Here is a 12,506-nt window from a genome sequence, read left to right as displayed (position 1 = left end):
GCATCATAATCCTCAGGTTGGCCTAAGTCTACGCATACAGCGATAACTTCAGCGCCATAGTTTTCTTTTAACCAAGGAATGATAACGGATGTGTCTAAACCACCAGAATATGCGAGTACTACTTTATTTGCTTTACCCATGATAACACCTCATAAACTAAATTATACTAGGTATGATTCATACCATTTATTATTATACTACGAATTCATTATGAATTCTTCATGTCTTATCGACTACAGGTGTTAGTATATCACTGCATATTTATAAATGCAAGCAGAAATTTTATTCATTTATATAATATATTTCGAATCCGAACTAAGTAATATGTATTAAATAAAAAGCAATCATGACACCTATCCTTTTAGCATCATGATTGCTCCTATACTCATAATAATATATTATTCTATACCAAGATCTTGCTTATATGCATAATCTGCCTCAGCTTGAGATATCATGCCTTGATCTACCATTTGCGCAAGAACTAATTTTTGCCGAGCTTTTGCTCCTTTGTAGTTCTCATAAGGATCCAAATAGGATGGTGCATTTGGTAAAGCCGCTAACATGGCACACTGGCCCAAGGTCAAACGACTAGGACTGGTACCAAAGTACCCTTCGGCAGCCTCTTTTATACCATAATAATTATGTCCATAATAGACCGTATTTAAATACATGGTTAAAATTTCATCTTTACTATAGTAATGCTCCATCTCTACCGCTAGAATAGCTTCCTCCGCTTTACGCGACATCGTCCGTTTCGACGACAGAAATAGATTTTTTACTAATTGTTGGGTAATTGTGCTACCACCCTCAACGGTTTCACCAGCAACACTATTAACATAAAAAGCACGCGTCACACCGAGCACATCAATGGCGCCATGCTTATAATAGCGCTTATCTTCAATGGCCACTAGAGCTCGTTTCGCATTATCAGGAATGCTTTCAGATTTTACCCATTTATCTTTTGGCACTCGTTGTTGTAGTGCACTTTCAACCTTTTCACGGAAGGTAAATACACGATACACACGGTCCCAACGACTGAGGGTATCTTCATTTTCTTCAATAGCCTGTTCTACAGTTGTATGGGCCTTACTGACACGATTGGCACCCTGATAGCTTTGATACGTATCATACGCATATATAGCCCCTAGCACGATACAAATGATAAGAACTAATCGGCGCACTATTCGAAATATAAACATAGATTCACCTGTATCTACCTTACAGCAGATTTCTGAGAATACAAACTTTCACAAACGACATCGCAATAATACAACTAATATATATTGATTGTATTGTATCATAAGTTATCTATTTTTAGCATACTTGTATATATTGTATTTGTTAACCATATTGTCGTATAATAAATAAGATGATGAAGCATGCCCAAATTGGAGGAGTATTATGAAACAGTGTATGGATTCAGACAATCTACATCGTCGATTGCGTAAAATTTTAGGTCAAGTGCAAGCTATTGATCGAATGATTGAAGAAGACATTCCTTGTGAAGATGTACTAGCCCAAATCAATGCAGCCAAATCCGCGTTGCATAAGGTTGGCCAAGTGGTCCTCGAAGGACATATCAACCATTGTGTACGCGATGGTATACAACATGGTGATGTAGATAAAACAATTAATGACTTTACAGTTGCTGTAGAGCGCTTTGCCAATATGGGAAAATAAAAAGAGGCAATATCCTAATGATTAGGGTATTGCCTCTTTTGCGTATTAGTCGTGGTTCGTTGTTAAGAACTCGCTAAGTGCTGCTAATGCATCATCTTCGTCTGCACCATCGGCAGTTAATACTACGGATGTACCTTTTGTTGCACCTAATGTCAACACAGTCAAGATGGATTTAGCATCTGCTGTTTTACCATTTGCTGCGATTGTCAATTTGGACGCAAATTTTGCAGCCAATTGTGTAAATGCAGTCGCTGGACGAGCATGTAAACCAGATTCGTTTGTGATTTCTACTGTTACTTCTTTCATGAGTTACCTCTTTCTACGGAGCGCACAAAAACGCCTAATATCTTTGCTATTAATATAGGTATTGTATCAGTTTACCCCTATTAAATTCAAGTTTGTTTTTATGAAAGCTATGGTCTATGCCAAACCTTTTTCAGCGAGCAATGATTTTGCATAAGTCGTAATTTCTTCAGCTGTATCCATCGTCAATGCCTTTTGCGCAAATTCTTCACATTCTACCTTTGTAACGGAGCGCAAAATATTTTTAATCAATGGAATGGATGATGCCGTCATAGAAAATTCATCAAGTCCTAAGCCCAATAAAATCATAGTTGCTACTGGATCACCAGCTAACTCACCGCACATACCAGTGAATTTACCTTGTTCGTGACTCGCATCAATCACATGTTTAATGAGACGCAATACGCCAGGATGCAATGGTTGATATAAATTGCCGATAGCCTCATTCATACGGTCTACCGCCAATGTATATTGGCAAAGGTCATTAGTACCAATGCTAAAGAAATCTACATATTTAGCCAAAATTGGAGAAATTACGGCAGCCGCAGGAACCTCAATCATGATACCTACTTTAATATCTTTATTGAAAGCCACACCTTCAGCCATTAATTCTTCCTTGCATTCGTCGAGCATAGCGTTTGCCGCTTTAACCTCTTCTACAGATGCAATCATAGGATACATGATGTGAATATCACCAAATGCACTAGCCCGAAGGAGTGCACGTAATTGGACCTTAAAAATATCAGGTCGATTCAAGGAGATACGAATGGCACGATACCCGAGGAATGGATTCATTTCTTCTGGTAAATCTAGACATTTTAATTCCTTGTCACCACCGATATCCATGGTACGAATGATGACAGGTTGGCCCTTCATGCTCTCTGCTACTTGTTTATATTGTTCAAACTGTACATCTTCTGTAGGCAGTTCATCGTTTTCCATGTAAAGGAATTCGGTCCGATATAGGCCAATACCTTGAGCGCCCATGGTCAACGCATGGTCTGCATCTTTAGATTTACCAATATTACCGAATAAATCAACATGATGGCCGTCTTTTGTAACGGCTTCTAAATTGGCAGAGTCCTTCAATCGTTTCAATTCGTCTTGGAAATCTGCTGCTGCTTTTGTATAACGTTCCCATTCTTCATCGGATGGTTCTGTAATGACTTCACCATCAGTGCCAAGTACAACAGCACGCACATCGTCAGTAAAGCTTTCAATATCACCAACGCCCATAACGGCAGGAATTTCTAAGGTACGTGCCATGATAGCCGCATGAGATGTAGGACCACCAGCAGCTGTAACGATACCTTTTACAACATTTTTATCTAGTGAAGCCGTATCAGATGGAGCCAAATCGTGAGCCACGATGATAACCTCGCCGGAAATATGAGATAAACCGCGTGGGTTCATACCGAGCATGTTCCGCATCAAACGATCACCAATATCTTTAATATCCGCACCACGTTCACGCATATATGGGTCGTCCATACCGATAAAAATAGCCGCAAAGGTTTCTATCGTTTGCGCCGTAGCAGCTACGACGTTCATCTTTGAATTTTCTACAAGGGACTTAATACCATCAGACAAGGATGGATCTTGTGCAATTTGCATATGAGCTTCAAAAATAGCAGCCTCATCAGCCCCCATATCAACCAATGCTTTTTGACGAATCGTATCTAATTGTTTAAGGGTAGCGGCCATAGCGCTAGCAAACTTACCAATTTCAGCCTCTACTTGGTCATCGGCTACCTCATAATCAGGTATCACGATTTCTTCTTGTATATATTTGTACACATTGCCAACAGCAACGCCTCGAGATCCAGAAATCCCTTGAATTCGCATATGTGCTCCTCTTTCTATACTTATAAACTACATTACATTATATTTTAACATTTTTACATTGAACAATAAAGAGAGACCCTATTCTGTGATATAATGTTATATTATATATAGTTAATCGTAGACTTTCACGCGTATCATGGTGAAAGTCTACTCTATTGTAAGGAATAGTCGCATGTATAGTGCGACCTCGAATAGGAGTATGTATGAAATTAACAAAAATGCATGGTCTCGGCAACGATTTTATCCTCTTTTCTGACCCACAAGGGGCCAATAAAGATTATACGGATCTCGCCATCCGCCTCTGCGACCGTCGTACAGGTATCGGCGCCGATGGTCTTGTAATCGTTGTACCATCTAATACATGCGATGTACGCATGCGCATCATCAACTCAGACGGCAGCGAAGCAGAAATGTGTGGTAACGGCATTCGTTGCTTTGCTAAATATGCGTATGAACATGGAGAAATCAAAGATACTACTTTCACAATTGAAACATTAGCGGGCGTTATGAAACCAACGCTAACCATTGAAAATGGCATTGTTACACAAGTGACAGTAGATATGGGCAAACCGTTCTTTAACAGTAAAGACATTCCTATGAATGTAACCATGGATAAGGTCATCGATGTGGACCTCGATGTAAATGGCGAAACACTAACGGTAAGTTCCGTTCTTCTCGGTGTACCTCACACAGAAGTTTTTGTGGACGACATCACTAAAGCACCGGTTACAACACAAGGTCCAATTCTAGAGAAACACGATGCATTCCCATCCAATACAAATGTAAACTATATCGAGGTCGTAAACGACCATCATATTAAGGTCCGCACTTGGGAACGCGGTGCTGGCGCTACGCTTGCATGCGGTACGGGTTCTTGCGCATCTGCGGTCATGTCCCACGAAAAAGGCCTTACAGGTCGCGAGGTCGATGTAGAATTATATCTTGGCACATTACACATCAGTTATTTGGAGGATGGCACGGTTCTTATGACAGGCCCTGCTGAGGAAGTATTCGAAACAGAACTTCCTATCGAATAATATGAAGTGGTTACAATTACTATTACAGGCCTATCTGAAATATAAACAAGGGCGCACCATGATGCCAAATAATATGGGGCTATTGATATCATTAGTCGTTTCTATCGTCATTATTCTGGCCTCGGTCATGTTTAGTGTCCCCATCGGCTACGCATTAATCCTCGTATGGTTGTGCTTCGCTTACGCTCTATATCGGCAAGGCTATAATCCAAAAGACTTACTCCGTATGTCCTGGACGAGTGCCAAGACCTCAATCGTGGTTATGCAAATCTTTTTGCTCATCGGTTGGTTGATAGCCATGTGGCAAGCATCAGGTGTTATTCCCATGATTATTGCGTCTGGTATCGAATTGATCAATCCAAATCTTTTCATAATCTGCGCATTTTTAATCACATCCTGTGTGAGTATGCTGCTGGGTACATCGTTAGGAACAGTGGGCACCATAGGTATTGTACTAATTACAATTGCCAAAGCCGGTAATCTGCCTATTGATATTGTAGCAGGGGCCATTATAGCAGGCGCCTATGTAGGAGACAGAAACGCTCCTTTATCCTCTAGCGCCTCTCTCGTAGCGGCTCTAACGCATACAAAAGTAAATAGTAATATACCGATTATGTTGAAAGATAGCATACCAGCGCTCATCATCAGTGGTGTATTGTATCTACTCTTATCCTTATGGTTTCCACTAGACTATACTAACAGTTATCTACCAGATACGATTCATTTCGTTTTCAATATCCATTGGACATTATGGATACCAGTTCTTATCGTCATTGGTTTATTACCAACAAAGCTTTCTATACGTTGGCCAATTGGTATTAGTGCACTGGCAGCAGCCATCCTCGCAATTATCCATCAAAATTATACCGTAATGGATATATTGCAATTTACCTTAGTTGGTTTTCATCTACCTGATTATAATCCACTAGCGGATATTATCCACGGTGGAGGCTTGCAAACGATGTGGATACCAACCCTTTCTATATTCATGGCTTGTTCCATTTCTGGTATGCTTGAAGGCGTTGGATTTTGGAATGATATTCGCAATCTGTTACAACACGTATCAGGTCGCGCTAAACTCTTTGCATCGAATGTACTGATTGCTTTTATTACAGGTGCTCTTGGTTGTAGTCAAGCAATTGCTGTAATCATGACGCATTCGATTATGCGTACTACCTATGCAAAGGAACGCATTCATGACGAAGATGTTATGCTAGACTTTGAAAATAGTGGCATCCTAATTGCGGCCTTACAGCCATGGAATATTGCAGCACTCGTACCTGTCATTATGATGGATGTTTCACCTGCTGGTTACGTACCCTTTGCGTTCTTCTTATACTTAGTACCACTCATCTACTGGTATCGTTTACGACGCAAGGAACAACATATCCATTAATACATTCTATTTTATACGAAATATAGAGGAAAACTTATGATTTATACGATTACTTTCAATCCTGCATTGGATTATATCGTTCGCTTAGACCACTTAAACACGGGCACTATCAATCGTACTGAACAAGAATATGTGCTCGGTGGTGGCAAGGGCATCAATGTGTCGATCGTACTTAATAACCTAGGCATGGATACAACGGCACTCGGTTTTATCGCTGGCTTTACAGGTGATGAAATCGTGCGCCAACTCAATGAATTTGGTGTCCGTGAAAGCTTCATCCGACTCAAAGAAGGTTTAACCCGCATCAACGTTAAGGTAAAAGCTTCCGATGAAGAAACGGAAATCAACGGTCGTGGTCCTATCATCTCAGACGATGAGCTGCACGCCTTATATGCCCAACTTGATGCATTAACAGATCAAGACACACTAATCTTGGCAGGTAGTATTCCATCTAGCCTTCCAAGCGATATGTACGAAATTATTATGGAGCGCTTAGCTCATAAACATATTCGTATCGTCGTAGATGCAACTAAGGATTTATTAACGCGAGTATTGCCATACAAACCATTTTTAATCAAACCAAATAATCACGAATTAAGTGAAATTTTCGGACGCACATTGTCTACAAAAGATGATTTAGTTGCGGCAGCTAAAGAATTACAGGCCAAAGGTGCACAACATGTACTCATCTCTATGGCTGGCGAAGGCGCTATATTAGTATCCGCTGATGGTACAGTCTACACAAGTCCTGCACCTAAGGGAACACTTATCAACTCCGTTGGTGCCGGCGACTCTATGGTAGCCGGTTTCATGACTGGATACCTCAATACTAAAGAGTTGCAACAAGCCCTCTATTGGGGTATTGCGACAGGCTCTGCTTCGGCATTTTCGGAAAATCTAGCCACTAAGGACGAAGTTCTTACCTTGCTCAACACAATTCGTTAATTTTATTATTCATTATATATGTACAGTAAGGAGTACACACATGAAGATTACTGATTTATTAAAGCCCCAATCAATCCTGCTGAATGCAGCACCAACTGATAAGGCAGATGCCATTTACACCCTAGGTGATTTAATGGATAAGGGCGGCAACTTATCTGACAAGGCAGAATACTTAAAAGCGGTATTCGCTCGTGAAGAATCTGGTTCTACTGGACTTGGTGATGGTATTGCTACACCGCATGCTAAATCAGCAGGTGTAAAAGAAGCGGGTCTTGCTGCTATGGTCGTTCCTAACGGTGTTGATTTCGAGGCCCTCGATGGACAACCATCTCGCCTATTCTTTATGATTGCAGCTCCAGAAGGCGCAGCTGATACTCATGTAGAGGTATTGAGCAAATTAGCAACTATGGTAATTGATCCAGACTTCAAAAATGCTCTCATCCAAGCTGCTACTGTTGACCGTTTCCTAGAGCTTATCACCGCTAAAGAAGAAGGCAACTTTGATCCATCTGTAGAAGGCTATATCAAAACAGCAGATGAAAAAGCACCAAGCATTACCGATGCTATCGAAGCAAAAGCTACAGAGGCTATCGAAAAGGTAGTTCCTAAGGTATCTGTAGATAATCCACATTACGAAGTATTAGCTGTTACAGGCTGTCCTACTGGCATTGCTCATACATACATGGCTGCAGAATCCTTGGAACGTAAAGCTAAGGAAATGGGCATCTCTTTAAAGGTAGAAAAAAATGGTGCTTCTGGCATTAAAGATGCACTTACTGCTGAAGAAATCGAGCATGCTAAATGCATTATCGTCGCTTCTGACCGTCAAGTTGAAATGGCCCGTTTTGATGGCAAACCTATGATTCAAACTAAGGTTGCAAACGGCATTAATAAAGCAGAAGAATTATTGCGTGAAGCTATGTCTGGTACAGCGCCAGTATACCATGCATCACAAGCAGATAAAGATAGCGCAAATTCAGCTATCGATGCATCCGATAGCTTTGGTCGTCAAATCTACAAACATTTGATGAATGGCGTATCCCATATGCTTCCATTCGTTATCGGCGGTGGTATCCTAATCGCTCTAGCATTCCTATTTGATACATTCGATCCAGCTAATGCTAAAAACTTTGGTTCTGGTACACCATTATCCGCATTTCTAATGAAAATCGGCGGTGCTTCCTTCGGATTTATGTTACCTGTTCTAGCTGGTTACATCGCTATGAGTATTGCAGACCGTCCAGGTCTTGTAGCCGGTTTCGTTGGTGGCTTGTTAGCAAACCAAGGTGGTTCCGGTTTCCTCGGTGCCTTGATTGCAGGCTTTGCAGCAGGTTACTTAGTACTGTTAGTTAAGAAACTCGTATCCGGATTACCTCAAGCGTTAGAGGGTACAAAACCAGTGCTCTTCTATCCTGTACTAGGCGTATTATTTATCGGTATCTCGATTACCTTTATCATCAATCCGCCAGTATCTGCTTTGAACGAATGGCTTATGAATTCCTTGCAAACAATGGGTACTACAAGCCGCGTATTATTAGGCCTTGTCTTCGGTGCTATGATGTCTGTTGATATGGGTGGTCCTGTAAACAAAGCAGCCTATGTTATCGGTACTGGTGCTCTTGCAACTGGTGAATATGGTATTATGGCCGCTGTTATGGCTGGTGGTATGGTACCTCCATTGGCGATTGCCCTTTGTACAACATTCTTCCCTAGCCGATTCACAGAAGCAGAACGTAAATCTGGTATTACTAACTACATCATGGGCCTTTCCTTCATCACTGAAGGCGCTATCCCATTCGCTGCAGCTGATCCTATCCGCGTATTGCCTTCTTGCATCATCGGTGCTGGTACAGCTGGTGCATTATCCATGTTCTTTGAATGTACATTGCGTGCACCTCACGGCGGTATCTTCGTAGTACCAACAATCGGCAACCCACTTCTTTACCTTGCATCCATTGCAATCGGTTCCGTTGTAGCTTGTATTATCTTGGCTATTGTAAAACCAAAACTCAAAAAATAATATCACAATTGGTCTATTTAGTTTAATCATTATAAATGACTGACCAATAACTAATATATGCAAAACACCCTATGTCACAATACTGACATAGGGTGTTTGTATTTCTAACTTATATCTTCGATCTGCTTATCGGATTACATCATCATAAAATGTACCATATACCATTTTAAATATGCGATTAGCAACATTATAGCTTTCAAAATCAAAGTCCGTAGGTGTTAAGAATGTAACATTCTCATAGCCTTTAAGAGCTGGTTGTGTTGGTTTACTTTCACCATTGAGAGTGTAATCCTGTTGATTTAATACCATCCCTACAATACCAGATTCCATCATTTTTATATTCCATAGTTCATGTAAAGAAAAATCTGGTAGCCTTGTTTTTAGCTCTGGTGCCTTAGCTACCATATTAGCAAAGGAAAGGTTTAAGTCATAGTCATAACGAACCTTATATTCCCTAATTAAATCAGATGAAGGCAATACAACATATATCTTAGCCTCTATATTTTTTGTATGCGTATCTGTAGAATTATCTCGAATTGTACTTAATTCAATATATTTACCATCTCCACCACCTGTATCACCTTTAGATATAATCCGGGCAAAACGACTAGTATCTTGCAACTCAGTATTAGATACAGCCTTCACAGGATTAACAGAAGCACATAAAACGCATACTAAGGCCATAAGAAATAAAAAACGTTTCATAAGGTACCTCATTTCACTACAATATCGTCAAAATGCTGCCGATACGCTACAGTAAACATAGCATCTGCTACAGCAAATAAGTCTTCATCAAATCGTCCACGATCTAATGGACGTAATTGATGTTCTAAAGGAACTTTTCTAATAACCTCTGTACCGTCTACATTATATCGTTTTACCTCTTGTAACTCGACTTGTATCCCTGATTCATCCTGTGCAGCCTTAATCACGGCGTACATAGATGGTGATGGTTTTACAAGATTCATAGCTTGTATTAAGGACCCTAATGAGTAATTCGTATCGTACGTAGCAGTTAATTCATATTCTGTAATAGATGTACTTCGAGGAGTTTCATAAACAGCATAAAAAGTACCTTTTAATTTATAGTGCGGTGCTGCGTATTCTAGAGACTCTACAGAATATGTATTTAAATAACTTATTAGCTTATTTTGTATAGAACCACCTTCATAAGGATACGATTTTTGATACACATTTTTAAACTGCGATGAACTATTTAATTCATTAATTGAAATAGCTTGAATTTGCATGGTAAAAGCAGCCATCACCATACATGCTAATAAGAATTTTCTAAACATGTTCTCTCCTTTAAAAACAAAACTCGATTAAATTACCCAAAGCATACCATATTTTATTGAGAAATGTATACATAAGTCTAATATTCTCTCGACTTCAAATTGTCAGCATTAATACCAAATTACTTGATATACTTTATCTTCTCAACATTTAGATGATTTAGTTTCTCTTCTGTTTTCTATAATCAGCTATTATGCCTCTATAACATATGATTTTAAATTTAATTCTAAATTTCTAATTTCCTGTAATGCCATTTTCACTTGATATAGCCTATATTTTTGGAAATTGTACAATAATCCATATTTATGATAAACTATATAAATATAAATAATTTTTAAAATTATAAATTATTATTTGAAATCTAGTTCGGAGAATAATTCATGAAATCATCTAAGAAACGTCAAGTGACTGCTGCGTTTTTTGCAGCAGCAGCATTGGGTGGCGTTGCTCACGCAGCTCCGGTCCTTAATATGAATGATTTAGTAGGATCTAAAACTACTGCTGAATCAACGACAGAAACTATTAATAATGTAGTGACTCCAGTCGTACGACCAATGGATACTCAACCTATGGTGCCTCGTGTACGTCCAGTACCGGTTCCAGATACGGCTAAAGCTTTAGAGGAACAATATAGAGCTGTGTCGCAACCACAATATGTTGTTAATAAACAAACGAATACTATGATGGAACCAACATTGGCAATGCATAGTTTAATCAATGTACAACGTAAAACTGAACCGGTTACCATTCAAAAACAAGTAGATGGCAAGCAACAAACACAAACAACGCAAGTACAACGTACACCGATCATTGTGCAAGAACAATCCACTACACCATTAGCAGTTGCTAATACAACCACAACTAAATCAGTTATTGCCAAACGTACACTAACCATTCGAGATATTCAACGTGCTGAACGTGAGCGTTTAGCTAAATTGGCCGAAGAACAAGCTGCACAACAAGAAGCAATGCAACAGCAAAGCAGTGAACAAGCACAAGCAATACGCCAAATGGCGGCAGAACGAGCTGCTGAAGCACAACGTCAAGCCGCATTATTAGCGCAACAACAAGAAGCGCAACGCCAAGCAGAACTGTTAGCACAACAACAGGCAGCCCAACGTCAAGCTGCTATTAAAGCGGAACAAGATCGCATTGCGGCAGAGCAAGCCGAGGCTCAACGCCAAGCTGCTATTAAAGCGGAACAAGATCGCATCGCGGCAGAGCAAGCTGAGGCACAACGTCAAGCTACTATTAAAGCGGAACAAGATCGCATCGCGGCAGAGCAAGCCGAAGCTCAACGCCAAGCTGCTATTAAAGCGGAACAAGATCGCATCGCGGCAGAGCAAGCCGAGGCTCAGCATCAAGCTGCTATTAAAGCAGAACAAGAACGCATCGCGGCAGAGCAAGCTGAGGTTCAGCGTCAAGTCGCTATTAAAGCAGAACAAGAACGCATCGCGGCAGAGCAAGCCGAGGCCCAACGCCAAGCTGCTATTAAGGCTGAACAAGAACGTATCGCGGCAGAGCAAGCCGAGGCCCAACGCCAAGCTGCTATTAAGGCTGAACAAGAACGCATCGCGGCAGAACAAGCTGAAGCGGATGCAGAAAGAGCTCGTCTAGATGCAGCCGCAGCAAAGGCAGCTGCAGATGCTGCTGCAAAAGCACAAGCTGAAGCTAGGCGTCAAGCGGCTATTAAAGCGGAACAAGAGCGTATTGCAGCAGAACAAGCTAAAGCAGAGCAAGAAGCAAAAGCTAAGGCTCAAGCGGAAGCTGAGGCTCAGCGCCAAGCCGCTATTAAGGCTGAACAAGAACGTATTGCGGCAGAGCAAGCAAAAGCAGCGCAAGAGGCTAAAATTAAAGCAGAACAAGAAGCAAAGGCTAAAGTTGAGGCGGAGGCTAAGGCTAAAGCTGAGGCTGAGGCTAAGGCTAAAGCTGAGGCGGAGGCTAAGGCTAAAGCTGAGGCGGAGGCTAAGGCTAAAGCTGAGGC

Annotated in this window: 11 protein-coding genes and 1 pseudogene; 6 read left to right on the top strand and 6 right to left on the bottom strand. The window is 40.7% G+C overall.

Going from position 1 to position 12,506, the window contains the following annotated elements; genetic code table 11:
* A partial coding sequence (locus tag RYP29_RS07055) for an argininosuccinate synthase domain-containing protein (RefSeq protein WP_311532770.1) occupies window positions 1–140 on the bottom strand: 140 nt, incomplete at its 3' end.
* Between the two features lie 258 nt (window positions 141–398).
* Entirely contained in the window at window positions 399–1,199 is an 801-nt protein-coding gene (locus RYP29_RS07050) for a biosynthetic peptidoglycan transglycosylase (RefSeq protein WP_311532768.1), read from the bottom strand.
* Window positions 1,200–1,401: 202 nt separating this feature from the next.
* Between RYP29_RS07050 and RYP29_RS07045 the strand changes: the two genes are divergently transcribed.
* Window positions 1,402–1,680, top strand: coding sequence for a metal-sensing transcriptional repressor (locus RYP29_RS07045; protein ID WP_005377006.1), 279 nt, complete (start codon window positions 1,402–1,404; stop codon window positions 1,678–1,680).
* 45 nt (window positions 1,681–1,725) lie between these two features.
* Here RYP29_RS07045 and RYP29_RS07040 read toward each other — a convergent pair whose 3' ends face one another.
* Entirely contained in the window at window positions 1,726–1,986 is a 261-nt protein-coding gene (locus RYP29_RS07040; RefSeq protein WP_005377050.1) for an HPr family phosphocarrier protein, read from the bottom strand.
* Window positions 1,987–2,100: 114 nt separating this feature from the next.
* Window positions 2,101–3,828: a phosphoenolpyruvate--protein phosphotransferase gene (gene ptsP / locus RYP29_RS07035; RefSeq protein ID WP_311532766.1), complete on the bottom strand. Its 1,728-nt coding sequence runs from the start codon at window positions 3,826–3,828 to the stop codon at window positions 2,101–2,103.
* Between the two features lie 203 nt (window positions 3,829–4,031).
* On the opposite strand from ptsP, the gene dapF reads away from it, so the two are divergent.
* From dapF to RYP29_RS07015, 4 genes are read left to right on the top strand one after another with little or no spacing between them, the layout of a single operon-like run.
* Entirely contained in the window at window positions 4,032–4,865 is an 834-nt protein-coding gene (gene dapF / locus RYP29_RS07030) for a diaminopimelate epimerase (protein WP_311532764.1), read from the top strand.
* Between the two features lie 58 nt (window positions 4,866–4,923).
* A complete protein-coding gene (locus RYP29_RS07025; protein ID WP_311532763.1) occupies window positions 4,924–6,261 on the top strand; it encodes a Na+/H+ antiporter NhaC family protein in 1,338 nt (445 codons plus the stop codon).
* Between the two features lie 36 nt (window positions 6,262–6,297).
* Window positions 6,298–7,206, top strand: a complete 909-nt coding sequence (gene pfkB / locus RYP29_RS07020; protein WP_311532762.1) for a 1-phosphofructokinase — start codon at window positions 6,298–6,300, stop codon at window positions 7,204–7,206.
* 40 nt (window positions 7,207–7,246) lie between these two features.
* Window positions 7,247–9,226 carry a fructose-specific PTS transporter subunit EIIC gene (locus RYP29_RS07015; RefSeq protein ID WP_311532761.1) on the top strand — a complete coding sequence of 660 codons (1,980 nt, stop codon included), beginning with the start codon at window positions 7,247–7,249 and terminating at the stop codon, window positions 9,224–9,226.
* Window positions 9,227–9,352: 126 nt separating this feature from the next.
* Here the strand turns inward: RYP29_RS07015 and RYP29_RS07010 are convergent, their stop codons facing one another.
* Both RYP29_RS07010 and RYP29_RS07005 read right to left on the bottom strand, forming a co-directional pair.
* Entirely contained in the window at window positions 9,353–9,931 is a 579-nt protein-coding gene (locus RYP29_RS07010) for a hypothetical protein (RefSeq protein ID WP_311532760.1), read from the bottom strand.
* 8 nt (window positions 9,932–9,939) lie between these two features.
* A complete protein-coding gene (locus RYP29_RS07005; RefSeq protein ID WP_311532759.1) occupies window positions 9,940–10,524 on the bottom strand; it encodes a hypothetical protein in 585 nt (194 codons plus the stop codon).
* Between the two features lie 378 nt (window positions 10,525–10,902).
* Here RYP29_RS07005 and RYP29_RS07000 point away from each other — a divergent pair.
* Window positions 10,903–12,506 (top strand): annotated as a pseudogene (locus RYP29_RS07000) (hypothetical protein); the annotation flags it as partial.

The organism is uncultured Veillonella sp. (genome assembly GCF_963534045.1).
Classification (GTDB): domain Bacteria; phylum Bacillota; class Negativicutes; order Veillonellales; family Veillonellaceae; genus Veillonella.
The sequence above is the reverse complement of the archived record's forward strand: the minus strand, read 5'-3'. Positions and strand labels throughout refer to the sequence as shown.

Bases quoted from the DNA above. Each gene is read 5' to 3' on its own strand.
- RYP29_RS07005 (WP_311532759.1), bottom strand. From the start codon at position 10,524: ATGTTTAGAAAATTCTTATTAGCATGTATGGTGATGGCTGCTTTTACC.
- RYP29_RS07015 (WP_311532761.1), top strand. From the start codon at position 7,247: ATGAAGATTACTGATTTATTAAAGCCCCAATCAATCCTGCTGAATGCA.
- dapF (WP_311532764.1), top strand. From the start codon at position 4,032: ATGAAATTAACAAAAATGCATGGTCTCGGCAACGATTTTATCCTCTTT.
- RYP29_RS07010 (WP_311532760.1), bottom strand. From the start codon at position 9,931: ATGAAACGTTTTTTATTTCTTATGGCCTTAGTATGCGTTTTATGTGCT.
- RYP29_RS07025 (WP_311532763.1), top strand. From the start codon at position 4,924: ATGATGCCAAATAATATGGGGCTATTGATATCATTAGTCGTTTCTATC.
- pfkB (WP_311532762.1), top strand. From the start codon at position 6,298: ATGATTTATACGATTACTTTCAATCCTGCATTGGATTATATCGTTCGC.
- ptsP (WP_311532766.1), bottom strand. From the start codon at position 3,828: ATGCGAATTCAAGGGATTTCTGGATCTCGAGGCGTTGCTGTTGGCAAT.
- RYP29_RS07040 (WP_005377050.1), bottom strand. From the start codon at position 1,986: ATGAAAGAAGTAACAGTAGAAATCACAAACGAATCTGGTTTACATGCT.
- RYP29_RS07045 (WP_005377006.1), top strand. From the start codon at position 1,402: ATGAAACAGTGTATGGATTCAGACAATCTACATCGTCGATTGCGTAAA.
- RYP29_RS07050 (WP_311532768.1), bottom strand. From the start codon at position 1,199: ATGTTTATATTTCGAATAGTGCGCCGATTAGTTCTTATCATTTGTATC.